At 60.3% G+C, this 26,662-nt stretch carries 24 protein-coding genes; 8 read left to right on the forward strand and 16 right to left on the reverse strand.

The window, feature by feature from the left end; translation table 11 throughout:
• Positions 1-126 precede the first annotated feature (126 nt).
• The 3 genes from RY831_RS11975 (at position 127) to RY831_RS11985 (ending at position 3,972) form a co-directional block, all read left to right on the forward strand.
• Positions 127-1,662: a methyl-accepting chemotaxis protein gene (locus RY831_RS11975; RefSeq protein ID WP_326506576.1), complete on the forward strand. Its 1,536-nt coding sequence runs from the start codon at positions 127-129 to the stop codon at positions 1,660-1,662.
• Between the two features lie 529 nt (positions 1,663-2,191).
• A complete protein-coding gene (locus tag RY831_RS11980) occupies positions 2,192-2,881 on the forward strand; it encodes a hypothetical protein (RefSeq protein ID WP_326506577.1) in 690 nt (229 codons plus the stop codon).
• Positions 2,882-2,910: 29 nt separating this feature from the next.
• Positions 2,911-3,972 carry a TAXI family TRAP transporter solute-binding subunit gene (locus RY831_RS11985; protein WP_437126258.1) on the forward strand — a complete coding sequence of 354 codons (1,062 nt, stop codon included), beginning with the start codon at positions 2,911-2,913 and terminating at the stop codon, positions 3,970-3,972.
• Between the two features lie 150 nt (positions 3,973-4,122).
• Here RY831_RS11985 and RY831_RS11990 read toward each other — a convergent pair whose 3' ends face one another.
• A complete protein-coding gene (locus tag RY831_RS11990; protein WP_326506578.1) occupies positions 4,123-4,584 on the reverse strand; it encodes a copper chaperone PCu(A)C in 462 nt (153 codons plus the stop codon).
• 189 nt (positions 4,585-4,773) lie between these two features.
• A complete protein-coding gene (locus tag RY831_RS11995) occupies positions 4,774-5,172 on the reverse strand; it encodes a DUF2946 domain-containing protein (RefSeq protein WP_326506579.1) in 399 nt (132 codons plus the stop codon).
• Between the two features lie 194 nt (positions 5,173-5,366).
• Between RY831_RS11995 and modA the strand changes: the two genes are divergently transcribed.
• Positions 5,367-6,122 carry a molybdate ABC transporter substrate-binding protein gene (gene modA / locus RY831_RS12000; protein WP_326506580.1) on the forward strand — a complete coding sequence of 252 codons (756 nt, stop codon included), beginning with the start codon at positions 5,367-5,369 and terminating at the stop codon, positions 6,120-6,122.
• A gap of 32 nt (positions 6,123-6,154) precedes the next feature.
• Here modA and RY831_RS12005 read toward each other — a convergent pair whose 3' ends face one another.
• Positions 6,155-8,239 carry a putative bifunctional diguanylate cyclase/phosphodiesterase gene (locus RY831_RS12005; protein WP_326506581.1) on the reverse strand — a complete coding sequence of 695 codons (2,085 nt, stop codon included), beginning with the start codon at positions 8,237-8,239 and terminating at the stop codon, positions 6,155-6,157.
• A gap of 658 nt (positions 8,240-8,897) precedes the next feature.
• On the opposite strand from RY831_RS12005, the gene RY831_RS12010 reads away from it, so the two are divergent.
• On the forward strand, positions 8,898-11,624 hold the full coding sequence (locus RY831_RS12010) for a bifunctional diguanylate cyclase/phosphodiesterase (protein ID WP_326506582.1): 2,727 nt from the start codon (positions 8,898-8,900) through the stop codon (positions 11,622-11,624).
• 125 nt (positions 11,625-11,749) lie between these two features.
• On the opposite strand, the gene RY831_RS12015 is transcribed toward RY831_RS12010, so the two are convergent.
• Positions 11,750-13,474, reverse strand: a complete 1,725-nt coding sequence (locus tag RY831_RS12015) for a thiamine pyrophosphate-binding protein (RefSeq protein WP_326506583.1) — start codon at positions 13,472-13,474, stop codon at positions 11,750-11,752.
• 233 nt (positions 13,475-13,707) lie between these two features.
• Here RY831_RS12015 and RY831_RS12020 point away from each other — a divergent pair, with 233 nt between their 5' ends.
• The gene (locus RY831_RS12020) at positions 13,708-14,688 is read left to right on the forward strand and encodes a Bug family tripartite tricarboxylate transporter substrate binding protein (RefSeq protein ID WP_326506584.1); all 981 of its coding nucleotides are present in this window, start codon (positions 13,708-13,710) and stop codon (positions 14,686-14,688) included.
• Between the two features lie 71 nt (positions 14,689-14,759).
• Entirely contained in the window at positions 14,760-15,854 is a 1,095-nt protein-coding gene (locus RY831_RS12025) for a malate/lactate/ureidoglycolate dehydrogenase (RefSeq protein ID WP_326506585.1), read from the forward strand.
• Positions 15,855-15,874: 20 nt separating this feature from the next.
• Here the strand turns inward: RY831_RS12025 and RY831_RS12030 are convergent, their stop codons facing one another.
• The 9 genes from RY831_RS12030 to RY831_RS12070 all read right to left on the reverse strand — a co-directional run bounded on the left by RY831_RS12030 (position 15,875) and on the right by RY831_RS12070 (position 23,515).
• The gene (locus tag RY831_RS12030) at positions 15,875-16,870 is read right to left on the reverse strand and encodes a LysR family transcriptional regulator (protein ID WP_326506586.1); all 996 of its coding nucleotides are present in this window, start codon (positions 16,868-16,870) and stop codon (positions 15,875-15,877) included.
• A 75-nt stretch (positions 16,871-16,945) separates the two neighbouring features.
• Positions 16,946-18,298 carry a phosphoribosylamine--glycine ligase gene (gene purD, locus RY831_RS12035; protein WP_326506587.1) on the reverse strand — a complete coding sequence of 451 codons (1,353 nt, stop codon included), beginning with the start codon at positions 18,296-18,298 and terminating at the stop codon, positions 16,946-16,948.
• 147 nt (positions 18,299-18,445) lie between these two features.
• Positions 18,446-18,916 (reverse strand): hypothetical protein, encoded by a 471-nt coding sequence (locus RY831_RS12040; protein WP_326506588.1) that lies wholly within the window; start codon positions 18,914-18,916, stop codon positions 18,446-18,448.
• 221 nt (positions 18,917-19,137) lie between these two features.
• The gene (locus RY831_RS12045) at positions 19,138-20,073 is read right to left on the reverse strand and encodes a hypothetical protein (protein ID WP_326506589.1); all 936 of its coding nucleotides are present in this window, start codon (positions 20,071-20,073) and stop codon (positions 19,138-19,140) included.
• Between the two features lie 72 nt (positions 20,074-20,145).
• A complete protein-coding gene (locus RY831_RS12050; protein WP_326506590.1) occupies positions 20,146-20,658 on the reverse strand; it encodes a hypothetical protein in 513 nt (170 codons plus the stop codon).
• Positions 20,655-21,620 carry a CsgG/HfaB family protein gene (locus tag RY831_RS12055; protein WP_326506591.1) on the reverse strand — a complete coding sequence of 322 codons (966 nt, stop codon included), beginning with the start codon at positions 21,618-21,620 and terminating at the stop codon, positions 20,655-20,657. The genes RY831_RS12050 and RY831_RS12055 overlap by 4 nt, the downstream gene beginning before the upstream one ends.
• Positions 21,617-22,051, reverse strand: coding sequence for a curli assembly protein CsgF (locus RY831_RS12060; RefSeq protein WP_326506592.1), 435 nt, complete (start codon positions 22,049-22,051; stop codon positions 21,617-21,619). The genes RY831_RS12055 and RY831_RS12060 overlap by 4 nt, the downstream gene beginning before the upstream one ends.
• 29 nt (positions 22,052-22,080) lie before the next feature.
• A complete protein-coding gene (locus RY831_RS12065) occupies positions 22,081-22,509 on the reverse strand; it encodes a CsgE family curli-type amyloid fiber assembly protein (RefSeq protein ID WP_326506593.1) in 429 nt (142 codons plus the stop codon).
• Between the two features lie 595 nt (positions 22,510-23,104).
• The gene (locus tag RY831_RS12070) at positions 23,105-23,515 is read right to left on the reverse strand and encodes a hypothetical protein (RefSeq protein ID WP_326506594.1); all 411 of its coding nucleotides are present in this window, start codon (positions 23,513-23,515) and stop codon (positions 23,105-23,107) included.
• Between the two features lie 305 nt (positions 23,516-23,820).
• Here RY831_RS12070 and RY831_RS12075 point away from each other — a divergent pair, with 305 nt between their 5' ends.
• On the forward strand, positions 23,821-24,732 hold the full coding sequence (locus RY831_RS12075) for a DUF4394 domain-containing protein (protein ID WP_326506595.1): 912 nt from the start codon (positions 23,821-23,823) through the stop codon (positions 24,730-24,732).
• Between the two features lie 46 nt (positions 24,733-24,778).
• Here the strand turns inward: RY831_RS12075 and RY831_RS12080 are convergent, their stop codons facing one another.
• The 3 genes from RY831_RS12080 to RY831_RS12090 form a co-directional block, all read right to left on the reverse strand.
• Complete coding sequence (locus RY831_RS12080) at positions 24,779-25,255, reverse strand: NuoB/complex I 20 kDa subunit family protein (RefSeq protein ID WP_326506596.1); 477 nt, start codon at positions 25,253-25,255, stop codon at positions 24,779-24,781.
• A 78-nt stretch (positions 25,256-25,333) separates the two neighbouring features.
• Positions 25,334-26,164: a helix-turn-helix domain-containing protein gene (locus tag RY831_RS12085; protein WP_326506597.1), complete on the reverse strand. Its 831-nt coding sequence runs from the start codon at positions 26,162-26,164 to the stop codon at positions 25,334-25,336.
• Positions 26,161-26,556: a GFA family protein gene (locus tag RY831_RS12090; RefSeq protein ID WP_326506598.1), complete on the reverse strand. Its 396-nt coding sequence runs from the start codon at positions 26,554-26,556 to the stop codon at positions 26,161-26,163. The genes RY831_RS12085 and RY831_RS12090 overlap by 4 nt, the downstream gene beginning before the upstream one ends.
• Positions 26,557-26,662 lie beyond the last annotated feature (106 nt).

The following is a 26,662-nucleotide window of genomic DNA, read 5'->3' on the forward strand; positions in this document are numbered from 1 at the left end:
CAAAGCAGGGTAAGATACGGATCAGTTGCCTCGGAGAAATAACAAAAATCATGCTCCATCGCAATGCGGGTCGCAGCATGGGCTGCGGCATTGGAATTAAAGCGTTGTCATGTGAAGGAGACGCTGATGAATTTGCGCAATCTGCGTATCGGAATTCGACTGGGAGCCGGTTTTGCGGTTGTCCTAGGTCTGCTGATCCTTGTCGTTCTGGTAAGTACCTTCCTCAATTTCCAAAACAAGTCCGCGCTAAAGCAGGGACTCGAACGCGCCAATTTCAAGGGTGAACTTGTTGTCGACATGAAGAGCGCCCTGCTGCAAAGCGGCATCGCCATGCGCAACATGCTCGACATCAGCACCGTCGAGCAGCAGAAGGCACGCGTCGACGCGCAGAACAAGCTGTATGCCGAAACACAGGCAAAGCTGGTGAAGCTTCCCTTGTCAGATGCCGAGAAAGCCATCCTGACCGAGCTGGCCAATATGGAAAAGCGCATTGAGCCGCAATACAAGGTGGCGATCCGTCAGGCCGAAAATATGAATTCCGAAGGCGCCGCCTCGGTCATCACGAAATATATCGATCCGATGAACGCGAAGGCGATCAGCGAGATCGACAAGCTGCTCAGCATCCAGCGTGCCGCCGAGCGCAAGGTCATGCAGGAGTCGGAAGACGCCGACCGCGTGCTCATGCTTCTCCTTCTCGGGATCACGGTAGCCGCGGTTGCCATCGGCACGGCCATTTCCTGGCGTATCACCGGCAGCATCACCAAGCCGCTGACCAATGCCGTCACGCTGGCCAGCACGGTTGCCGCGGGCGATCTGACACTGAGGATCGCCCACCAGAGCAAGGACGAGATCGGCCAGCTGCTCGACGCCCTGGCAAGGATGAACGACAGCCTCAACAGTATCATCGGCAATGTGCGCAACACGACCGACACTATCGGCGGCGTTTCGCAGCAGCTTGCCGCCGGCAATTCCGATCTTTCCGCACGCACCGAATCGCAGGCCGGCTCGCTGGAAGAAACCGCATCCGCCATGGAAGAACTCACATCCACCGTGCGCCAGAATGCCGAGAACGCACGCCAGGCCAATACCCTGGTACAGTCGGCATCCGATGTCGCGGTACGCGGCGGCCGTGTCGTGGGCGATGTGGTTCAGACCATGAATTCGATCAAGGAAAGCTCGGGCAAGATCGTTGACATCATCAGCGTCATCGACGGCATCGCCTTCCAGACCAATATCCTTGCGTTGAATGCAGCGGTGGAAGCGGCGCGAGCCGGCGAACAGGGCAGGGGTTTCGCGGTGGTCGCTTCGGAAGTGCGAAATCTCGCGCAGCGTTCCGCATCGGCTGCAAAGGAAATCAAGTCGCTGATCGACGATTCCGTGGAAAAGGTCGACACCGGCAGCGTTCTCGTCGGCAATGCCGGTGCAACGATGGATGAAGTGGTCAGCAGCGTCAAGCGCGTGACAGATATCATGGCCGAAATCCTGGCTGCCAGCGAGGAGCAGAGTGCCGGCATCGAACAAGTCAGCAAGGCCGTCACTGAAATGGACAAGGTGACGCAGGAAAATGCGGCGCTGGTCGAGGAAGCCGCTGCCGCGGCCAGAACCATGCAGGAACGCGCCGGCAATCTCGCCGAAGCCGTCGGCGTCTTCAAGCTGCACTGATCTCGTTTCACAAGCAAGCCGGGGCCTTTCCAGGTGCCCGGCTTGTATTCCAACCTTCACTCTTCCCCCATACAAGCAAAAGCAGCGCCGGTGCCGACGAGCGCAGGCGAAAAAAAACCCGCAGGCTTTGCAGGCTGCGGGTTCAATCCAATTCAAGGAGAGTTGGAGGAGACAGGTGCAACTATAGCGCCGGTCGACTCGGCAGTCTGCTTTATTTCTCTTATATGAGGTATGCGATCCGGTTATATCGTTAACCGCGCAAGCCGCATGCCCGACGCCGCTGCAAGTGCAGGCATCTTTCCGCGCCATTCACTTGCGATCAGGCCGGCGCGGACGTTTCATGTCTCTCCCTCAGTGCCTTTTGTGCTAGCTCAAACGCAGCTACACAAATCGGTAGCAAATTTAACAGCATGTAGTCGGATAAATCGCCTATCCCGGCAATGGTGCTGCAATCGGGCCCAATCGTCGGACACTGATCGATTTGGCGTCAGCTGCGAACGACGCTTGGCTGAAGGTGATTTGAACCATCATGAACATTGATGATGAGCGCACGGCGTCACCCATGGCTGGTGACGCGCCCGAACGGCGGCGCCTGCATGCCAACCCGTCCGCAGACAAGGGGCCCAAGGATGCGCGTGACGGCATTGGCGATCCAGGCATCGGATCCTTTGCCAGGTTTCCGCTGCCGCCGCTGCCAACATTGCCACTGGACGCCAACCGGGAGTCGGCCTCCATCTCAAGCTACTTTCGATACAACCTGCCGGCCATACTGATCGTCTGCATTATCGCCGCGGCGATCGGCGTTGCCATCGGCTCCCATTTCGCCGCCGAGCCTGCGGGCCTGATATCGGAATCGAGGCCATACGACGCGTACCTGCAGGACCGGATGGACGAATCGCCCGCGATGCCTTCCGACACGCTCATACAGCGGATCGAGGAAATGCGAAGGATTGCCGCGGAAGATGGCATGGGTGATGTTGCCGGAATTGCCGCGACAGCGGGAACGGAGGGAACAGCGGGAACAGCGGAGACGGAAATAATTCAGGGCACCGCTCCTTCCCTCTCTGCGTCTCCTTCCACTTTCACCGCTCCCGTGGCGAAGCGCCCGGAACAAGGCATGGAGCAAGGCGCGGCCGCGAGGCAGCCGGCAACCGGGATTCGTTCGGGCGATCCCTGCACCGCCGCATCCATGGCACTTGCGCTTTGCGATCACCGGTAAATCATGTCTAGATGAATGGAAAGCCGTCCATGAAAATTCTTATGCTGATTGCGAGCCTGTTGCTGCTGGTGCTTCGTCCTGTACAAGCGCAAACGGAATTCAAGATCGTGACCGCCTCGGAGCGCGGCACCTATATTCAGATCGGCCGTGATCTGGCGAAGTGGGCAGCCCAGCCGGCAAAGATTGATCTCGATGTGCTGCCGTCGAAAGGCTCCTCGGAAAACGTGCAGCGCCTGCGTTTCGAGCCCGGCGTCAAGCTGGCGCTGGTGCAGTCGGACGTCTACCAGGCTTTCGTCGACCAGGCGGACAACGGCAATGCGGCGGCCGGGCGGCTGATCAGCCCGTTGCGCGTCGTACTGTCGCTGTACAACGAAGAAATATATTTCGTCACGCGGGCAGACTCGCCGCTGACCTATATCCATGAACTCAAGGACAAGAAGATCAATATCGGGCCGGTCGGCAGCGGTACCGCATTGAGCGCGACCACGCTCTACCGGATGATGTTTGGAACCGCGCTGCCGGAAGCCAACGCCAGCTATCTGTCCAATGAAGATGCGCTGCTCAGGCTAACCTCCGACAAGTCGCTCGATGCTGTGATCGTCGTCGCCGGCCAGCCGGCGAAGCTGTTCTCCGAGATGAAGCCGGAGGCGCGAAAGTACATCAAGCTGCTGAGGCTGGACGACAATGCGAAGGAGACCGCGCGCGCCGCGGCGACCTACTTTCCCGCCACGATCCGCACCGCCAGTTATCCGAACTGGATGTCGGAGGATGTGCCGACGCTGTCGGTTAAGGCATTCCTCGTCACTTACAACTACGGCAATGAAACCACCCAGACCAGCCTGAGGCAGTTCGCCGAGGCGCTTTGCGCCAACTTCGACAGCCTGCAGGCGGAAGGGCATCCGAAGTGGAAGGAGGTGCAGCTCGACATGCCGCCCCTGGGCAAGGGCTGGAAATACTTTGCACCGATGGAACGCACGCTGCGCGCCTGCATGGCGCAGCAGCGCACGCGCACCGTGCCCGCGTCCATGCAGGCGCCGATGAAGAAGGATTGCACACAGCAGGAGAAAGTGCTCGGACTGTGCCGGATGTAAGCCCGGCATGCCCGGATGCGTCCTTACCTTTGCTTGTCTTGTCCCGCCACCAGCGCGTAGCCCTACAGGCTCTGATCTTGCGTATTCCGGATTTTTCTCCCCGTCGATGACGCACCTGAATTCATGGCATTCGTTGTCGTCATGGTCGGCCTATCGGCTGGAGTGGCCGGCTGCGCCTGTCAGCGGACGTGCCTTTAATTGCACCGGAATGCTTTCCCGTTTCTTTCCCGCGGTTTCGATCACCAGGGTCAGCGGTATGGTGTCGCCTTCGCCCACCGGTTGGACGAGTCCCATCAGCATGATGTGATAGCCGCCGGGCTTGAGATCGACGGCCCGGCCTGCAGGGAGGGCGATGCCGTCAATCGGGCGCATTCTCATGACATTGTTCTCCATGGACATTTCATGGAGCTCAACCGTTTTCGCGACAGGGGACCGGACCTCGACGAGGCGAGCATCCTGCTGCGCGGTAATGCGCATGAATGCGCCGGTCGCCGCCTGCCTGGCGACGGTGGCGCGGACCCATGCGTCGTTGATGGCGACCTGGGCAAGCACAGGAGTGGATATTCCGGCCAGCATGGCTGCGGCTGCGATGAGTGAGAGCGATTTTTTCATGGTTGGATCTGGTTCTAAAATTGTTTTGCGACGTGGAACGCCAGCACGGGGCGGCGCTTGCCGCCGCTGCAGTTGCACAGGGCGAATCGTTAGGTGAGGTCGGTAAGGGAATGCCGGACAGGCAGCGCGACAAGCATGCGGCTTGAATCGCGCGATTCCTGTGTCATGCAGTCCGGGTGGCCGGCCGTTTCAGAACCGGTAAGGCGGTGCGCGCGGCTGCCCAGACGTCCAGACGAACAAGGGCCGGGGCGACTGATGGAAGAGAGAGGGCAGGGGGAAAAGATGAAGCGGCTGATATGCCGCCAGGTCAATTGCCGTTGGCATGCCGGGCGCGTCGCCCTGGAAACGGCAATACGTGCATTCTTCGCCGTGGGCATCGTGCTTGTCCTGGGGTACCCCACTTTTGTGCAGGTCGACCATGACGACAGGCTTTACCGGCGACGTAGTGCAGATTTCGGTCGGAATGGAAATGACCGTGGCGTTGCGCGCCATCGATGAATGAAATACCGACGGCAGCATCGACGCAAACAGGAGCGCAAGCCCTGTAATCCATGCGGCAAGATATCCTGTTCGTCGGTTGAACATCATGCTGGAATTTTAACATCGCACACTTGCGGATTCGGTGGCAGGCAAGGCTGAACACCCCATGGCATTTGATCGGCTTCAATGGCTGTGCCTGCACGGTTGCCGGAATGCGCAGCGATAATGCCTATCGCTCGGCGCTTATATACCGACTTTGCAATGTTTGCCAGAATGACGTTTCAATAACGAAGGAGAACGAGATGCCCGGGAAGATACCCGCTCTCATTGGATTGCTCGTGTGCGGCCATGCGTGGGCAGCGGAAGTTCACGTCGCAGTGGCGTCCAATTTCAGCGCGCCGATGAAAGCCATTGCCGCGCAGTTCGAGAGCGACACCGGCCACAAGGTATTGCTGAGCAGCGGGGCGACCGGCAAGTTCTATGCGCAGATCCGCAATGGCGCGCCCTTCGAACTGCTTCTCGCCGCGGATGATGAGGTGCCCGCCAGGCTGGAGGCCGAGAGCCTCGGCGTTGCGGGCAGCCGATTCACCTACGCCATCGGCAGGCTGGTGTTGTGGAGCGCCCGGCCCGACCTCATCGACAGCCGGGGCGAAATTCTGAAGAAGGCGGCATTCGAGCATTTATCAATCGCCAATCCGCGGCTTGCGCCCTACGGTGCGGCGGCGGTCGAGGTCATGAAGGCGCTCGACGTGTTCGCGGTCGTTGAGGGCAAGCTTGTCATCGGGGAAAACATCGCCCAGACCTATCAGTTCGTCCATGCCGGCAATGCGGCACTGGGTTTCGTGGCGATGTCCCAGGTGTACGAGGACGGCAAGCTCAAGTCAGGGTCCGCCTGGACCGTGCCTTCCCACCTTCACCAGCCGATCCGGCAGGATGCGGTTCTGCTGAAGAAAGGCAAGGACAATCCGGCGGCGCTGGAATTGGCCAGATTCCTGAAAGATCACAAGGCCAGGAGCACGATCAGGCGTTACGGCTACGAAGTGCAAGGCGGTTCGTAAGCAAATCCCGATTCGCCGCTCTTCGTTGTCGCTCAGACCTGTTCGGGTTGCGCGCTGGCATGCCGTGCAGCTTCCAGCAATTGTAGAAATTCTTCTTTCGGCATGGGCCGGGCCAGCAGGAAACCCTGCGTCTGGTCGCAGCGCAGTTCCTGCAGCACGTCGAGCTGCGCCCGGGTTTCGACGCCTTCGGCGACCACCTCCATCTCCAGCGCATGCGCAAGGCCGATGATGGCAGAGACGATCGAGCGGCTCCTGCCTTCTTCCCTGGTCAGCGTCTTGATGAATGCGCGGTCCACCTTCATCTGATGCACGCCGAAATCCTGCAGGTGGCTAAGGCTGGAATAGCCGGTGCCGAAGTCGTCGATCGCCAGCATGAAGCCGACCGACTTCAGCTTGTCGACGGTGCTGCGAGTTTCCTCCGCATTTTCCATGGCGGCGGATTCCGTAATCTCGAGCATCAGCATTTCTGGCGGAACGCCGTACCTGCCGGTGATGGTCAGGATATCCTGCACCAGGCTCGGCGAACGCAGCTGCACCAGAGAAAGGTTGATCGCGATGCGGATCATGGCATGGCCGGCGGCACGCCATTCGCTCAGTTCCCGGCAAACCTGTTCAATGACCCATTGACCGACGCTAATGATCTGGCCGGACTTCTCGGCGATGGGGATGAACTCCGCCGGCGATATCAGGCCCAGTTCCGGATGCTGCCAGCGCAGCAGCGCTTCCGCGCCCTGGATGCTGTTGTCGATGCAATTAAACTTCGGCTGGTAATGGAGGAAGAGCTGATTCTCACGTACGGCCGCCTGCAGGCCTTGCTGTATCGTCACCAGGCGCAGCGTGGCGACATTCATCTCCACCTCGAAGAAGCGGTAATTGTTGCGGCCGCTGGTCTTGACTTGGTACATCGCCGCATCGGCATGACTGAGCAGGGTGTCGATGTTGTCGCCGTCCCTGGGGAAAATGGCAATGCCAATGCTAGGCGACAATCCCATCTCGATGCCTGGCAGCTTGAAGCCGGTCTTGAAGCTTGACAGCAGCTTTTCCGCGATGCGCACCGCGGCCGTGTCGTCCGTTACGCCTTCCGCCAAGACAATGAATTCATCGCCGCCGAAGCGCGCCAGCATGTCGTCCTTGCGCATCACCGCTTGCAGCCGCTGCGCCAGATCCTTCAAGACCGCGTCGCCGATGTTGTGGCCGAAGGAGTCATTGATGGTCTTGAAACCATCGAGGTCGATGAAGAATACCGCAAAGGGTGTGCCGGACTGGCTGTTGTGTCTGGCAATCGCACTGTCGATGCGCTCGGCCAGCAGGACCCGGTTGGGCAGGCCGGTCAGGCCGTCATGCGTTGCCTGATGCTGCAGGCGCTTGACGAAGACATTGGTGCGCAGCTGCAGCCTGGCGTCGAGCACCGACAGGACCATCGTGATGGCCAGGATGCTCAGTGTCGTGCCGCCGACGGAAAGCGCCAGCCAGTTGGTGCTGATGCCGTTGGCCGCGCGGCAGATCGAATCGGTCGGAAACTTCGCGGCCGCCATGCCGGTGTAGTGCATGCCCGTGATCGCCAATCCCATCAGCAGCGCGGCTCCCAGGCGATGCAGCCACAGCAGTCCCGGCTGCGTCGTGCGCAGCGCATTGGCCAGCCATAGCGCCGCGATGGACGCGACGATCGCGATGAGCACGGAGGCAATCAGTATCGTGACGGTATAGTCGATCTCCGGCTGCATGCGCAACGCCGCCATGCCGGTGTAATGCATTGACGCGATGCCGAGGCCCATGAGCACGCCGCTGACCGTCATCCGGGCAAATGACAACTGGCCGCGCGTGACCAGATCGAGGGCGAAGTACGATACGCCGCATGCGATCAATAGCGAATAGAAGGTGATCGTTGGATCGTAGCCGAGCGGGATCGGCAGCGAAAACGACAGCATGCCGACAAAATGCATCGACCATATGCCCAGCCCCATCGCGATGGCGCCGCCGATGAGCCAGTACACGCGATAGGCGCTCTTGCCAAGCGCGGAAATGCGGCCTACCAGATCGAGCGTGGTATAGGAGGCAATCGTGGCGATGAACAGGGACGCAAACACCAGCGGATAACTGTACGAGCCTTGCAGCATGACTTCCATTCCAGATGAACTAAAAGGTTGATGGCATCCGCGGGCTGGTGGTATTGAAAAGCAGCGGCGACGACAGCCGGGCACGGCAAGGCCGGAGAGTTGTCACTGCAGGTCGGGAATTCCCGGGTACTGGCAAGACTGGAATGACCATCGGTCTTGCGGATGCTTTCGAACACGCGGCTTGTTCAATACAAGGCGCAGCGATCGAACGGCGGAGGCGGGGGCGTTCTGAAAGGCGCTGCTGATTTCCGTGCGGAAATAAGGAGGATAGCTGAATTCTGCAATCTCCGTCCATGACTTTTACAACGGTCGAGACAATTCGAGCAGGACGGGAAGAACTGCCTGCCTTGTCAACTCCATTCCACCGAGAGTGCGGCAATGATTGCGCCCGACGCGCCGGATGTCCATGAATCGCCGGCCTCGGGCCGCTGCGAAATACTGTCATGACTCGAGCAAACCTCGCACAGCAGGAACGCCACTTGAAAAACCGTCATCCTCCAGGTGATTGGAATTGCCGTCGCGTGTTGCTATTGACGCCGCGCCGCAGGCTCAACCAGCCACTATGCTTTCCTTGCCATGGAAAAACGTCTATGCTCCTGCCATCGGCACTGCGCAAACTGGTGCGGGCATAACGAGACATCGGGCAATCGGAGAAGATTTGGAGACCGAGAACAAGACCGATGAGGTCAGGAGCGCGTTAACGCAATTTCGCTTCCTCAAGGGCAGTCTTTGGCTGATCATTGGCTGGCCTGCGGCATGCATGCTGGTTGCCGCCGCGGTATGGATGCTGTCGCTGTCGCGGCTGGAGACAGAGCAAGACAGGAGCCGCGCGCAGGCATTCCGCGATGCCCGTTCACTGGCCAATTCCTACGCAGAACAGCTTTCCCGCAGTGCCGACCAGCTCGACCAGATCACGCTGACGCTCGCCTACTATTGGAAAAAGAGCAACGGCACCTTGCGTCTCGAAGACCAGGCCAGCCAGGGCCTGTATCCGTCCACCAACAATTTTTCACTCGGCATCGTGGACAAGCATGGCAAGGTGCTCACCGGCCTGCTCAAGCGCTCGGCTAACGTCGATCTGTCAGACCGGACCTACTTCAGGGCGCACCGGGACGGGAAGGTGTCCGGCCTGCAGATCACGCGAATCGATCACGGCCGCATCGTTGGCAAACCAATCGTGATTTTCAGCCGGGCGCTGACCGACAGCCAGGGCCGCTTCGACGGCATTGTCTATGCCGGCGTCGCCCCGGAGTTCCTTGCCTCCTTCTACGAGAAGGCATCCGAAGGTTCCAACGACGTACTGGCGGTACTCAACGACAAGGGCGACATCATTGCGATGAAGACCGGCAAGAACATTCGCCAGTACTCGCGCCTGTCGACAAGTCCTGCGGTTTTCCAGCGTTCGCAGGGCGTTCATGTGGCTCCGGCCGAGCGCTTTCTCGATCGCCGCTCGCGCATCGTCGCCTGGCAAAAGCTTGAGAAGTATGCGTTCGTCTCCGTGGTGGCGATGGCGGAGGAAGACGTGTATGCCACTTATGAAGCGCTGCGCCGGGATTACATGAGTCTTGCCGCGGGCGGCGTGTTTCTGTTGGCGCTGATCGGCATCGTGGGAAGCATCTTCATTGGACGGCTCGCGTGGCGCAAGCATCAGACGGCGATCATCACCGATACCTACCGCCTCGCGACCGAGGGTGCGCAGGAGGGATTCTTCATGGCGCGCGCGCTGTATGGAAGCGATCGACAGATTACCGATTTCGTCGTCGAGAACTGCAATGAGCGCGGCGCCCAAATGCTCGGCTTGGACAAGGAGCAGTTGCTGGAAGTGCGCTTCTCGCGGCTGTATTCGGGAAAGATGCAGGATCGCGTGATGCAGGTGTACCGCGATGCCATGCACAAGGGATTCCACCAGGATGAATTCCGCATGCAGGTCAACGGAGGCCATTTCTGGGTGCACCGTAGGCTGGTTCGTTCCGGCGACGGTATCGCCATCACCATGCGCGACATTACGCAAGGCAAGGAACATGAACGCACGCTGAGCGACCTGGCCAATCGCGATGCGCTGACCCAGCTCCCGAACCGGTATTGGCTTTCCCAGCACCTTCCGCGCCTGCTCGAGGAAGCGGGCCGGCAGCAAGCCTCGCTTGCGGTGCTTTATCTCGATCTCGATAATTTCAAGGACGTCAACAACTCCATGGGGCATTCGGCGGGCGACGACATCCTGAAGCAGGCGGGCCAGCGCATGCTCTCGGTGCTGCGCACCGGCGATCATGTGGTACGTCTCGGCGGCGATGAATTCACTATCGTGCTCGGCCAGGCGCAGACCCGGCAAGACGCCGCGGATGTCGCGGCACGCATCCTCAGCCTGCTGTCCGTTCCATTCCGGGTGACGGGCGGATTCGAATACACGATGCAGGCATCGGTCGGCGCGAGCCTGTTTCCCCAGGACGGCAAGACGATGGAGGCGCTGCTCAAGCATGCCGATACCGCGATGTATGTGGCGAAGAACAATGGCAAGGGACATTGCGCTTTCTACACGCCCGAGCAGACCGAGCGCATCGTCAACCGGATCGGCGCCGAACACGCGCTCCGGCATGCGATCGACAACCGCGAATTCCTGCTGCATTATCAGCCGCGCGTCAATGCCGCGACCGGGGAACTGACCAGCATGGAGGCGCTGGTGCGCTGGGCGCATCCCCTGCGCGGCATGGTGTCGCCGGGTGAATTCATTCCGCTGGCCGAAGAGACCGGGTTGATCGTGCAGATCGGCGAGATCGTGATCGACCAGGCTTGCGCGCAGATCGCTGCCTGGCAGAATCAGCAGCTGCAGGCGGTGCCGGTATCGGTCAATGTCTCGCCGAAGCAATTTGCCCATGCCGACCTGAAGTCGGTGCTGATGTCCAGCCTCGCGCGACACGGCGTCGCGCCGGAGCTGCTCGAACTTGAGATCACCGAGTCCTGTATGCTGCAGGACAGCCAGAAAGTCGCGCAGGACATCGATGCCATCAAATCCTGCGGCATACGCGTTGCAGTTGACGATTTCGGCACAGGTTACTCGTCGCTGGCGCAGCTGCAGCGGCTCGATCTCGATGTGCTGAAGGTGGATCAGGCATTCACCCGCGAGCTTGCCAACGGCGAGACCGGTGAAGCCTTCTTCATGACCATCGTGTCGATGGCGCATATCCTCGGCATGCATGTCGTGGCCGAAGGGGTGGAAACGACCGAGCAGCTCCAGGTGCTGCAGGCGCTCGGCTGCAATGAGGTGCAGGGCTATTTGATCTCGCGGCCGGTGCCGGCGGGAGAGGCGACCCATTTCCTGGTACGGCGCAAGCTGTTCCGGCATTTGCAATACGAAGAACCAGCCGGAACGCCGGCGCAGCTTTCCTGATGCATCCAGGCTGACTCAAATAAGCCGAAGCAAATAAGCCGAGGCAGTTGTCCCGAGCATCTTTCCGGCTTTTCCCGCGGCGTCTCGCCTGCGCCGCGGCGCACCTCATCTCAGCTCATCTCATTTCATGCCAGGGGCGCATCCTCGGCAAGCCGCATCTGCGGCGTAATCTGCCGCGGGTCCACGATCAGTTCCAGCACCGACGGCTTGCCGCTGGCGGCTGCCCGCGCGAAAGCTTCCGGAAACTCGTCATCCGATCGTACCTGTTCCGCATGGGCACCCATCGAGCGCGCCATGGCCGTCAGGTCCGGCGGTTCGATGGTGGTGGCGCTGATGCGGCCGGGGAAGCGCTTCTCCTGGTGCATGCGGATCGTGCCGTACATGCCGTTGTTGACAACGATCACGATGATGGCCGCATTGTTTTCCAGCGCGGTGACCACTTCCTGCGGATACATCAGGAAGCAGCCGTCGCCGGCGAAGCAGATCACGGTGCGCTCGGGATGGCGCAGCTTGGCCGCGATCGATGCGGGCAATCCGTACCCCATCGCGCCGCAGGTCGGAGCCAGTTCGGTGCGCGGCCGGCGGTACTGGTAAAAGCGGTGTACCCAGACGGTATAGTTGCCGGCGCCATTGGTCAGGATGGCATCGTCCGGCAGTGTCTTGTTGAGATGGTCCATCACGGAGGCCATGCTGACGCCCTGGTATTTCTCATGGCGCGCAGGCGGAACGATGAAGGCATCGTGTTCGGCGCGCGCGCCCTCGGTCCAGGCGGACCAGGCCGGCGCTCCCGACATTGAGGACGCCTGCAGGCCTGCCAGCATGGAAGCCGCCTGCGGCATGGAGGCAACCATGGCCAGGGCGGGCTGATAGACGCGGCCGAGTTCGCCCGCATCGGCATGGATATGGATCAGGCGCTGCGCCGGCTGCGGCGGCACCAGATGGGTATATCCATTGGTCGTGATATCGCCGAGCCGCGTGCCGACCGCCAGGATCAGGTCGGCCTGCTGCACGCGTGCGGCCAGCGCGGGATTGACGCCGAGGCTGAGGTGGCCGATGTAATGGCGGTCGCGGTTGTCGAACAGATCCTGGCGGCGGAAGGCGCAGGCCACCGGCAGGTTCCAGCGCTGTATGAAATCGGCGAAATCGCGTGTCGCCTGTTCATTCCAGCCGGTGCCGCCGAGTATGACCAGCGGCCGCTGCGCGGCCTGCAATTCCTGCAGCAGCAATGCACTGTCCTGCGGTGCGATCGCAGGCTGTGCCGGCCGGCACGCGGGCGCGTCTCCGATCTCCAGTATTTCCCCAAGGATGTCTTCAGGCAGTGAAATCACGACCGGGCCGGGTCGGCCGGTGGTGGCGCACACGAAGGCGCGTGCCATGATTTCCGGTATGCGCGCAGGATCATCGATTTCCGTCACCCACTTGGCCAGCGGTCCGAACATCTGCACATAGTCGACTTCCTGGAAAGCTTCCCGGCCGAGATGTTCGCGAGCGACCTGTCCGATGAACAGGATCATCGGTGTCGAGTCCTGGAACGCGATGTGCACGCCAATGCTCGCATGCGTCGCGCCCGGCCCCCTGGTGACGAAACACACGCCGGGCTTGCCGGTCAGCTTGCCGTCCGCTTCAGCCATGTTGGCCGCCGCGCCTTCGTGCTTGGTCACGACGGTTTCGATCTCGGGCACATCGACCAGCGCATCAAGCACATCGAGATAGCTTTCGCCGGGAACGCAGAAGATGCGTTCCACGCCTTGCAGCCGCAGCGCGTCTACAAGGACGCGTCCGCCCGAGCGTGGCGCCGGAGTTCCGCCGGCCAGGATAGGTTTCATTGCATGGGTGTCGGGATGGTTCATAAGTAGGCAGTAGAAAGTTGGCTGTGAGGGTTTGGGTACGGGCCGGACAGGTAGCGATAGCGTACTCCGCTGTCCGCATTGTTGCAAAAACCGGCAGCAGCTAGTGACTGCATTCCTGCATTTCTGCTATGTGAAAGATGCATGGCGGCGCTTGTCTTACAACATCGCATTTGGCGTATATTTTCTCCATTCCGGGCCACGATACCGGCGACTATAAAACTGGAGACACAATCATGAAGACAAGCAAGTATTTGTCGGCTTGGGCATGCGGCATCTTCTTGGCGGCTACGGCCTTGAATGCGTCGGCGCAGGAGAAATGGCCGTCCAGGAACATCTCGTATGTCGTTCCCTTCGCCGCCGGCGGCACAACCGACGTGCTGGGCCGCCTGATTGCCAGCAAACTGGGCCCGGCGCTCGGCACGGTGGTGGTTGTCGAAAACCGGCCTGGTGCCGGCGGCAACATCGGTTCGGATTTCGTTGCAAAGGCGGCACCCGATGGCCATACGCTGGTCGGCGGTACCATCAGCTCGCATTCGATCAATACCAGCCTGTATTCCAAGATGCCCTACGATCCGGTAAAGCACTTCCAGCCGGTAACGCTGATCGGCACCTTGCCGAATGTACTGGTGGTCAATGCCAACAGCCCGCATCGCAGCGTGCAGGACGTGATAGCTGCGGCCAAGGCCAAACCGGAATCCGTCAACTATGGGTCATCCGGCAACGGCACCTCCCAGCATCTGTCAGGCGCACTGTTCCAGTCCATTACCGGCACCAAGATGGTCCACGTGCCTTATAAAGGCAGCGCACCTGCGATGCAGGCGCTGATGGGCGGAGAAGTCGACCTGGTTTTCGAAAACATTCTCGCCGCCGTGCCGCTGATCCAGTCCGGCAAGATCCGGGCGCTCGGGGTCACTTCGGCCAAGCGGGCGTCGCAACTCCCCGATACGCCGGCGCTCGCGGAAGCTGGCGTGCCCGGCTATGAAATCGTGTCCTGGCAAGCGGTATTCGCGCCGGCCGGCACGCCGCAGCCGGTGGTGCAGCGCCTGTCCACGGAAATCGGGAAGATCATCCAGGACCCGGAGATCAAGGCCAGGCTGTCGGCGCTGGGCGTCGAGCCGTCGGGCGCGGGTCCGGCGGAACTTGGCAGCTTCCAGAAATCCGAAGTCGCCAAGTGGGCGCAACTCATCAAGAGCGCCAACATCAAGACGGAATGAACAGGAAGGAATCAACAAGGCGCGTGCCTCAAGTGCGCGTCGCATCCCCATCTAACGAATGAAGTTTATCCATGAGTGAATGTCTGATTCCAACCCCGGCACTGAGGCAATGGGTCATCGACCTCTGGCTGGCCGCCGGCTCGAGCCGGCAGGAAGCCGAACTGACGGCCGCGCACCTGGTCGGCGCCAATCTTGCCGGCCATGACTCCCACGGCGTCGGCATGGTGCCGCGCTACGTGAATTCCTGGCTGGCCAACGAGCTGCAGCTCAACCAGCATGCCGAGACCGTCACCGACGGCGGCACCATGCTGATGCTGGATGGCAGGCGCGGCATGGGCCAGGCAGTGACCCACGAAGCAATGGAACTGGCCATTGCCCGTGCGCGCGAACACGGCGTCTGCGTGATGGGCCTGCGCAATTCGCACCATCTGGGCAGGGTAGGGCACTGGGCGGAGCAGGCGGTGGCGGCGGGCATGATCTCGGTGCATTTCACCAACGCGGTGAGCAAGCCGATCGTCGCTCCGCATGGGGGCACGCAAGGCCGCTTCGTCACCAATCCGTTTACGGTCGGCGTGCCGGTCAAGGGCCGCGAGCCGGTGGTCCTCGATTTCGCCACCAGCGCCATCGCGCTGGGCAAGGTGCGCGTGGCGCACAACAAGAAAGTCAGCGTGCCGCCGGCATCCCTGCTCGACGCGCAAGGCCTGCCTACCGACGATCCCGGCGTGATGTTTCCGGCCGCCGGCGCGGCGCCGGGTGCGTTGCTGCCGTTCGGCGGCCACAAGGGCTATGCGCTGGCAATGGTGTGCGAACTGCTGGGCGCCGCGCTGGTCGGCGGCGAAACCACCCGTCCGCAGCACCTGACGATGAAGCATGCAATCTGGAACAACATGCTTGCCATCGTGTTCGATCCCGCCAGGATGGGGACCGGAGAAGTGTTCGGCGATGAATTCAATGCGTTCGTCGAATGGGTGAAGTCGGCGCCGCTGCAGCAGGGCAGCGATGCCATCCTGATGCCGGGCGAGCCGGAGAAAGCCATGCGCGCTGCGCGCGCGGATGCCGTGCCGATGGATGCGGAAACGCTCGCGCAGATGGATCAGTCCGCCGCCCTGGTGCGGGCACATCGCGGCACTGCGCCGGGACCGCTGTCCGAAATCGCAATGCGCTGAACCTTGCTCATTGATGGGTCTTAAGGAGGATCATCCGGCTGGAACGTCGAAGTGGAGCGGGATGCCTCGGCAAGTTCGGCGGAATGGATCAGCTCTGCGTCAGGCCAGTCTCCGGCAGTCACGCAGTCGACCACTTCGCCGCGTATGGTCTGGATGACGTTCCAGAGCTGCGCCACCGGCGGCCTGTTCTTGGCGGTCGCGATCGCGACGTCGCGCACTACTTCCGGATTGACGAGCCGCGCGGTGCGCAGGCGGCCCTGGGCCACCTCGGCGGCGACGGCGGCCAGCGGCAGGATGGTGCAGCCGCAACGCTCTTCCACCAGGCGCTTGGTGACGCTGGTCGAGCCGTCGCATTCAAGCGCGATGTTCAGCACGGCGCCGGCCCTGGATGCCAGTGATTCCGCCAGCAGGCGCAGGCCGTGCGGCGTGCTCGGCAAAATTAGCGGCAGCTCGCCCAGGCGGGCGGTATCGAAGGTGTCTCCTTCGTTCGCGTAATGCGCCGGCATGACCAGCCGCACCGGTTCCCGCAGCAGCATGTCTACCTTCAGGCCGCCGGCATGCGCGGGCATGTAGAGAATGGCGATGTCGATTTCACCGCTGGCAAGCCATTCAAGGATATGCGTGCCCAGTCCCTCCACGAAGCGTACCCGCGTCTCCGGGAACTGCGCCTTCAATGCGCGCCCCACGCGCCCGAACGACATCCGGGCAATCGTCGGCTGCGCAGCGATCACGACCTGGCGCGGCCCCTTCGACGCGAATCCATGCAAGGCATGGCGCGCCTGCTGCAGGCTGGCAGCCACCTGCCTGGCCTGTTCCAGCAGCACCATGCCTGCTTCCGTCAGAACCACTCCCCGCCCGCTGCGATGGAACAGTCGCGCATGATAGGCGCCTTCCAGACGCGCCATGTGCCGGCTCAGCGTCGAAGGATCGGTACCGAGTTCCAGCGCGGCGCGCGAAAAACTGCCGGTCGAGGCGACGCGGATGAAGTACTCAAGATCGTCGGAATTGATAGTCATGGAGCGTGCGGCATGGCGGCAATGGACAGGCACCATGATAGCCTGCATTGCCGCTCCGCTGCGCCTCACGCGGCATCAGCTTTCCACGCCGGCCGCTTCAGCTGCTTCAGTTGCTTGAGCGGCTTCAGACATGGCCGGAACCGGACGGGAAGATACTAGCTCCAGCGCAATATCGGAACGGGAATGAAAACGCCCATCCTTGTCGAGTCTCTTGACGGTCTCGTAGACCTTGTTCCTGCAGTCGTCGGCATTGGATGCAAATCCTGTCACGCACGCCAGGCGACCCGGGCCGCTGCCGATGCCATGGTCCTTCGATGTCCTTAAAATCGATCCGAAGCACATCACGTCTTCGCCCTGCGGGAAGGGAAAGTGCGCCGGCGTTTCGATCACGGTTTCGGGATAGCCTGGAGGCGCTACCGCAATGCTGATGGCGCATCCTTCACGCCATTTCAATCGCAAATCCTTCAAGCTGCCCTTCGCGGCTCGATTGACCACGTCCGAAAAATCGTCGTCGAGCAGCATGAGTATGGTTTCCGCTTCAGTGTCGCCCATGCGCGTGTTGTACTCGAGTACCCACGGGTCGCCCTGTCGGTCAACCATGATGCCGATATAAAGGAACCCGCGATACTGCAAGCCTTCCGCTTGCAAGCCGCGCATCGTCGGCAGCACGATCTGGTCCTTGATCTTGTTTTCAATGTCCGCGGTAAGCCACGGTACCGGGGAATAACTCCCCATGCCGCCGGTGTTCGGGCCTTCGTCGTTGTCGCGCACCCGCTTGTAATCCCTGACGGCGGCCAATGGAACCCAATCGGTTCCATCCATGAGAATGGTATAGCTGACCTCCCTGCCTGCAACAAATTCTTCAAGCACGACAGGCGGGCATTCTATGTCCTTTGCTCTCTGCGCAAGAAAGATGTCGGCGTACGCACTTGCGGCATCGATCTTGTTCATGGACACCACGGCGCTCTTGTCGCTCGAGATACGCAGGTCGGACTTGAGAACGACAGGGTAACTGGCGTCTTCCAGATACTTCTGGCACTCCAACGGGCTGGCACAGACAGAATGGCGCGGAGTGCGAATTCCATGCCTATGCATGAAGCTTTTGCCGAACAGCTTCGATCCTTCCAGAGCGGCAGCCGCCTGGGATGCGCCAAGAATCGCCAGTCCACTTTTCAAGAAGAGATCTGCGATTCCGGATTCCATGAACGAAGTGTCGCCCACGATGGTGCAATCTATCTGGTGGTCGAAGGCAAACTGCGCGAGCTCTTCATACGACCGTTCTGAAACGAAATGCACCTTTTCCGAAGCTCCCATGGCGACGTTGCCGGTATGGACGTATACCGCGTCCACCTTGGGCGATTGTGCAAGCTTCCATACAATCGCATGATCTCTGGCTTCATAGCCCACAATAAGATACCGTCTTGACATTGGTCTCGCTCTCATTTGATTTTTCGACGGGCAATCCCTCTCGCTGTCCGAATCGCATCAGGAAGCGGACCCGAGATTGGAAATCGTCTTGTTCAGGAGTAGCCGGCGGACGTCCGTCATGCCGCCAGCCATCTCGGTTTTTCGTTTTTAGACAGGTACTTGCGGAGGGGCTCCTTGCGGATCGCCAATCTTATCCGGGCTGATGCTCTGGCTGGAGGGATCATTACCTCCTCCCAAAGCCGCCTTCAGTTTTTGCTCTTCCTCCGGCGTCAGCGGCTCTCCTTTAGCAAGCTTTTCCAGGATCTTCTTCAGGTCCTCATCCAGGGAACTGCTTCCGGTTGATGAAGGCTTTTCCGCGCCGCCGGCCTTCTCGCCCTTCTCGGCCCCCTTTTCGCCTTTCTCGCCCTTCTCGCCCTTCTCGCCTTTCTCAGGTCCGCCTCCTAAACGTTCAGTGAGTTCGGCAACGGCATTTTTCTTGTCGATATCCGAGCCTGTCTTGGAAAGGTTGACAAGCTGATCGTTGCTCATCTTGTCGATCGCCTGCTGGCTCATCGAGCCGCCTTCCTGGAATCCTGGCACCTGACCGTTGCCGGTGCCTTGTACGCTAGGTGTACCCATATTCTTTTCCTTTCAAATCACAATTGGAATTGCTGCTCCTGCGCATGTTGGCAGTGACTATGGGTGGCGACGTGAAAGAAAATGGTTCCCGGGGAGAATAGGGCGGTACGGGAGACAACTCTGGCGTCGGCTTGAGGCAGGTTGTACGCGCCAATAAAAAAGGCGGCCCAAGGGCCGCCAAACTGCTTTCAGGAGTGTATTTTTGACCGGCTCAGTCCGGATCAGCGCTGCTGGATGCCTGCGCGGTTGCCGCTGCCGACCTGGTTGATGTAAGCCTGATGGCCATAGTTGCGCTGCGAAACAGAGGCGACATTGCGATCGTAACCGGTGCCGATCTGGTTGACATAGGCCAGGTGGCTATTGCCGGTCTGGCTTACCAGTGCGTAGTCGTTGAAACCGGCCTGGGTCACGTAAGCCTGATTGCCGCTGCCGTCCTGGCGAACGATGGCTTCCTGGTTATAGCCGGTCTGGAAGGTGATGGCATTGTTGTGCGAACCGTCCTGGGTGATGGATGCCGACAGGTTGCGGCCATATTGCTGCATCGCGGTCGCGCTGTTGTTGTTGCCTTCCTGGGACACGGTGGCACTGGACATGTCGGCATTTGCCTGCAGGACGCCCGCGCGGTTCTGGCTGCCGATCTGCGTCACGCTCGCAACGCTGGACTCGCTGCGCTGGATCTGCTCGATCATCGCGCTGTTGCTTGTGCCGAACTGATATACGTTAGCGTTGACATAGCTGCTGTTGTCCTGGCGCACGCGTGCATAGTTGTTGTCGATATCCTGGTGAATCGTTGCGCTCGAATAGCGGACGTCATCCTGTGTAATGGCGCCGTCGTTGCCCGAACCATGCTGCAGCACGGTGCCGGTCGTGCTGCGCGAATCGGTCTGGGTCAGCGCGGCGAGGTTGTTCGAGCCGATCTGTTCGATATAGGCCGTCACGTTGGTGTTGTCTTCCTGGCGGATGCCGCCGGTGCCATTTGCCTGATTGCCGGCGCGGTTGCCGTTGCCGACCTGGTTGGTGGTGGCAATTGCGCCGCTGTTGTCGATCTGCGAGGTGAAGGCGTTGTTGTCGACGCCTGTCTGGTTGATCGTTGCCACATCTGCGTGGGCTGCTGTAGTGCCGAAGGCGAGGGCGATGGCGAAGGCTGCGGATGTCATTGTGAATTTCATTGTAATTACCCTTTCGTTTTTGTGATGGGGGAGGCGAGTGTATGACTGAGTCAGCGCCCCTTATCGCTGGCTCATTGATGCATTCATGTTGTTCCCGTTAAGAGAGATGGATCCTTTCAGGCCGTTGCCCGCCTGCTGGATTTCCGCCTTGTTGTTGGCGCCGGATTGACTGACGAAGGCATTGTTTCCACTGCCGGCCTGCAGGATCACGGAGTCGTTCTGCCGGCCGTTCTGCGCGGCGGCGGCCAGATTGTTCGAGCCGCTCTGCATGATCAATGCGTTGTTGTCCATCCCCTGCTGCCAGAGCGATGCCTGATTACCCCGTCCCTGCTGATCGATGCGGGCATTGTTGGCGACTTCGCTCTGGCGTATCAATGCGCTGTTGGCGAGGCCGGACTGTGAAATGCCGGCGGTATTGCGGCTACCGGCCTGGTTGATGCCTGCGATGCTGCCGGCCGCGCCGGACAGGTCGAAATCCCCCCGTGGAAATTCACTGCCGGCAAGATCGCTCGCGGCGACCGCAAGCAGGGGAAGCAGGCAGGCAAGCGCGGCATAGATGTTGAACGGTTTCATTTCAGCGATTTCCTCTGTGATGCCGCCACGGCCACTCTGGCCGGCTCGACCCGTTCGCCCGCCCAGTCGGCGTCGCCACTCGAAGCTTCCACCAGTTCCATGTCTTTCGGGCTGAGGCGATGTTCCTGTTCAGCCAGATACTTCGCGAGCACCGGATTCGACATCTCGCCTTCGCTCTTGAGCGCCCAGGATTTGCTCTTGATCCCATTGGCGATCAGGTGAAGCACCGCCGCTTCGATCGCTTCGGCCACGCACATCTGGGCGGGTTCGTTGCGGGTCATGCCGGCTTCTATCTCCACCAGGTCCTTCACGTTGACGAACTTGAAGATGCTGGGACGGATCTCGTACGAATAAATGGTCTTGGTGGTGGAGATGCTGTGCAGGATCTCTCCGTTACGGCTATCGACCGTGCGAAGATTCACGGTGACCTGGTCGACACGGTACTGGGTCGACAAGCCGATGCCGAGATACTTCGCCCCCGCGCCGCCGGTGCGCACATTGCTCTCGTAAGCAACGACGCCGCCCTCGATCAGCAGGGATGCCGACAGCAGCGCGGGAACATTCGCCCTTGGCGTCTCGGCGGGCTGCGGCGTTTCGAGCGCGCGTATGATCTTGCGCTCGGTCAGCAGATTCTGAAGATTCTCGCGCTCCACCGGGATGAACCAGCCTGAATCCTTCAGAGTCTTGATGAGCAGCGAGGTGCTGCCCTGCGTCACTGCCGTGGAAAACGAGCTGTCAGGCGAGGGCTTGTACTGTCCGGTCTGATCCCGGAAGCCGTACACCGCGACGGCAATCTTGCCGGCAGGCGCGGGAAGGCGCGCCAGGTCGCGCGACATCGGCGTCGCGGGAGTCAGCTGCGCTTCGGCAGTCACGCCGGACGGCGGATGGCTGACGGCACAGCCGGATAACAGCAGCATGGCGGCGGCACAGATCGGGCCCACCAGGGTTTTGCGCGCACTCATTTGCCCACCATGAAGGAAGACGAGGCGCCGGTAACCTTGTCGGTCGTGGTCACGGTCAGGGAGCCGCCGCCCGAGTCGACCACATTGATACGAAAGTTGCCGGTCTCTATGGCGCCGGGCACGAGCTGGCCGTTGACAAGAATCTTCGAGGTTGCCGAGGAAGCCAGCTGGCTTAATACGGCCCGCTCCAGCGTTTCATTGAATTGCTTTAATGGATCCTGGCCCGCACCGCCAAGCCCGGAGGAATCCGCTTCCTTGTGCTTGGTGGTGGCCTGCGCCGATCCAAGCAGAACGCTTCCATAAAGGGGGCTTCCGCCGAACGACGGATTGATGGGAACGTAAACGAGTTCGGTGGCTTGTGCCGTAAGAGTGGAAAGGGCGGCAAGCGCGCAGCCGATCCCCACCATGCCTTTAATGCATGTCGGTTTCATGACTTCTCCCTGGTGATGCTTTTAAGCTTTTAGATTTCTTCTTTTGCAAGGTCGATGTCGACCAGTGTGGCTTGTTCTACTTCTGCATTGACAACTGCTTCCTGAACCACGGATGCGGCATCGTTGCCCATCCTCTTAATGTTTTCCCGCGACGGCGGAAGATTAGCCTGGAATACTTTCTTCTGACTGAATTCAATCCACACCAGGTTTCCCAGTCGTGCGGATGGCTGCTCCCTGACAATAACGATGACTCTCTCACTAAGCGGCGAATCGCGCCATGCGGAAGAAAAGTGGCGGAAGAAATCCTGTCCGCCTACCGTTACAGTCTGGTTAAGAACGACTCCCGAGCTCGGGTCCTGCGCGGGTTTCGCGGCGTCGGCGGCCTGCACCAGACACGGCCATGCTGCTGCAAATGCAATGGCGACGGCCTGTAGGCCAGCTCCTGCGCTGCGGATCATCACGCCTCCCTTGCGTTCTTAGTTATATCTCGTAACTTAAATTTACAATTAGTTACTTAGGTGATCCGTATAGTCACATTTCCAGCTGTAACCAAATTGACGAAAATCAGATCGGTTTCGTTTTCTAAAAGACAATTTTTTATTGCCTCAAGGCAAAATATTTAATAAATAATTACCTGGTTGAAATAGTGTATTAAAGCAATGCTTCATTCGGGATGGAGATCCAAAAGATATAAATAAAATTAATAATTAGGCTGAAATTCAAGATGCTTGAGTTGGCTTGGACAGATCCACCTCTATAGAGTGGAGAGGCTGGAAGGAATGAATGACTCTGACATGTCATGCACGTAAAGGGGCGGCGGTTCGCGCGGGAGGCGCCGATACGATATGTGATCGGCGTGCAAGACGCTTGTGTTCGTTCTTAATAATTAATTATTAAAATACATTTTGCCTTGCTAATGACATATATCTTCTTCTATTAAATTATTATTAATTAATAAATTAATTATGTGCGAATGAGTTCTCTGCTGCCTTCTGCTTTCTTGCATGCGGAAGGAAAGCCTGCCGCTGCCACTCATGAAGCGGGCGGTAAGCACTAGCGCTTCGAAGCGTTTGAAGCCGGTGCGGCGTCAGGCAGGATAATTTCGCGGTATTCCTGATAGATGCCGCCGCTTGAAACACTGCCGCTGACCGTTCCTTCGCCCAGGGTGCGTCGCCTGCACAATTCCTGGTCGGCTAGCGGCAATGCCTGGCAACGAGCAAGCGCATTGCGCTGATAGACCGCAGCATCTTCGACAGGCTGTCCCGACCGCATTTCCGCGTATGCGGCCGCTGCATCGCGCAGGCAGGCAGAACGTGATTCGGGTTCGGAAATCGATGCGCATGCGGCGCGCTCGGATTCGTAGCGCGAGGCCACAGGGTCGTGTTGGCCGGATTGAGCACCCGCGCTCAGGGCGGCGGCCAAACCGGACAGCGTCAGCAGGAAACGGAACTTGCGGCAAGACATGATGGCGACTCCCAGCCGTTAAGGATGATTCCAGTCCTATGGTAGTGCGCTTTCATGCCTTTGCCTTGACCTTCGCCATGTCTTCCAGCGTATGGCTCCCCGCAATGCCATATGCATCCAGCGCATCAGTTCACGGGGAGCATAAACCGGCCAACTTTCTTTGAGGTATCCTTTAGGTGCAGCGATCACTCCGCCTACGGCCTCGAAGCTGCCGCCGGGCATCAAGGATAGGCTGGCTTTCGCTCCCGAATCTGTTGAGCGGCGAACCATATGACAACCACTGAACAACGATTGGGGCAAAGCCTATGACACTCGACCTTCCACGCGGCACCAAAGCCGCGCTCCTCATCGCCGTCGCATCGGCGGTTGCCGGCTGTGCCGGACTGCAGCGGGAACAGCAGGCACAGCACGGTGCGCCGCTCAAGGAGGCTATCCATGCGGTCACATCTTCCAACCAACTGGTTAAATTCAACGCCGGTCAGCCCGGCAAAATCCTTTCCAGCCTGCCGCTCGCCGGCCTGCAGAAAGGCGAAGTCCTGCTTGGCATCGATTACAGGGTTGCGAAGGGCTGGCTGTACGGCTTGGGAAGCAGTGGCAGGCTCTACCGCATCAATACCGGCAATGGCGCCGTGACAATGGTAGGCAGCGCCCCGGTCGCGATCATGCCGACCGGCCCGGAGGTCGGTTTCGACTTCAATCCGACGGTCGATCGCATACGCGTGGTGAGCAACAGCAAGGGCGAAAACATGCGCCTGCATCCGGATACCGGTGCCGTGGTCGACGGCGATCCGAATGCGCCGGGAGTGCAGGTTGACGGTACGCTGTCCTATGCGCCGGGCGATACTCATGCGGGGAAGGTGCCGGCAATCGTGGCAGCGGGCTACAGCTACAACAAGCAGGATGAAAAGATCACAACGAATTTCGCGATCGATGCGCAGCACCGCGCACTGGTAACACAAGGCAGCCGGGAAGGCGTGTCGCCGGCGGTCTCGCCCAATACCGGCCGCCTGTACACGGTTGGCGCACTCGGCACCGGCCCGATGGAAAAAGTGTCTTTCGACATCGCCGATGTGTCGGGCGCCGCATTCATGGCGGCCAGCGGGCCGGGCGAGCCGCAATCCTCGTGGTACGTTATCAATCTTGACAACGGCAAGGCGACCCGGATCGGTACGATAGCCACAACGGAACGCGTCGTGGGATTCGCCGTCGAGCCCTGATCCTTCGCTGCGGCATAGCCGCATAACGTCATAACGGCATATGCACCTAGCGGGCGATCACCCTGGAACGCTTCACCTTCCGTTGCAGCTGCAGGATGCCGTAGATCAGCGCCTCGGCCGTCGGCGGGCAGCCGGGAACGTAGACGTCCACCGGAATGATGCGGTCGCAACCGCGCACGACCGAGTAGGAGTAGTGGTAGTATCCGCCCCCGTTGGCACAGGTGCCCATCGAGATCACGTATTTCGGCTCGGGCATCTGGTCATAGACCTTGCGCAGCGCCGGTGCCATCTTGTTGGTCAGCGTGCCGGCCACGATCATCAGGTCCGCCTGGCGAGGGCTGGCACGCGGCATGATGCCGAAGCGGTCCATGTCATAGCGCGATGCCGCCGCCTGCATCATCTCCACGGCGCAGCATGCCAGTCCGAATGACAGGTACCAGATGCTGTTGCTGCGCGCGCCGGCGAGAACCGCGTCAACGGAGGTCAGCAGGTAGCCGTCGGCTTCCAGCGAAGGAGCATTCATGTCGGTATCCTTTATCGAGATTGGAAACCTTAACCGCAATGCCGGGCAAAAGATTGTACCGACACGACATGCGGTGCGTCAGTCGAGAAAGGACGGCAGTTCCGACGAGTTAAACTGCCACAGGCTGTAGATGGAGCCTTCCTCTTGCCTCGCCTTTAGGAAGCGGCCCGGAGTGTCGCCGACGAACTGGCGGAAGTCTCGAATGAAATGCGCCTGGTCGACGTAATGAGCCTCCGCGGCGATGCGGGCCATGTTCAGGCTGGCCGGCGTGCCGGCCAGCAGTTGCGCAAGCACGGATGAGAAGCGGGCAAGCCGGCGGAAGTCGCGCAGCGGCATGCCATAGTTGACAAGGAAGCGGCGCTCCAGCTGGCGCGTGCCGAGCGACAGCTCGTCGGCAAGCGCGGCCGCCGGCAGCAGCAGCCGTTCCAGTGCGAGGGCAGGCAGTCCTCCATCGCGCCTGCGCCCGTCAAGCAGACATCGCAGCAGGAATTCCTCCGCTGTCCTGACGGCCGCACTCATCTGCGCCGCCTCGCGGAGCTCGTCCATCAGCTGCGCGGCGACGCCATGCGGCAGGGCATCTTCCAGATCGACGGTACGGTCGCAAAACAGGTTGGCCGGCAATCCGAAGCAGGCGGAGAAACCGGATGGCCGGAACGTGATGCCCACGAATCTGCTGCCGGCCTCCACATGAAACTTGCGGGGTGCCAGGCACGGTCCGGTAATGAAGGCCAGCGGCAGCGCCTCTTCCGATGACCGCCCGATCAATGCAGCCCGGCCGCGCAGGTAGATCACCAGCTGTACGTCAGGCGTGGCAGGCAGGTGGCTGCCCGTGCTGGAAAATTCCCCGAGCATGATGTTGCGCACATGAGGCCGCAGCGGCGGCGACGGCAGAACGACGTGACGCTTCATGTGTCCCGCATCTTCTGGTACTGCGGCAGCCGGTCGGCCAGGCTGACCCACCTCAGCCGGCTGCGGACATACGTATGGTCCCTGGGCGGAAGCCGATCCGGCTCATCAACGCTGGCGATGGTGACATCGATCTCGTCGGGCATGTCGCTGTTCTCGAAAGTGAGCTGGGTGCCGCAATGCGGACAGAAGCTGCGTGTGCCGCTGGCGGTCGACCGGAAGCGCGCGGGATTGCCGGCGACCAGGCGGAAACCGGGGCGCGGCACGCTGAACCAGGCCACCATGGGTGCTCCTGATGTGCGCCGGCAAATGTCGCAATGGCAGTTGGTCTCGTGGAAGGGGGTGCCATCTGCCTCATATCGCACTGCACCGCAGAAACATCCTCCGCTCAGCATGGAAGACTCGCGCTAACAGCGCCCGCGAAGGCAGCGGATTTCGCATGCAATCCGGCTATGCTTTGCGGAGAAGGCGGCGGCGATGTGCTACGGATTTGAAACCCTG

The sequence above is a fragment of the Noviherbaspirillum album genome, assembly GCF_035916955.1.
Classification (GTDB): Bacteria; Pseudomonadota; Gammaproteobacteria; order Burkholderiales; family Burkholderiaceae_D; genus Noviherbaspirillum; species Noviherbaspirillum album.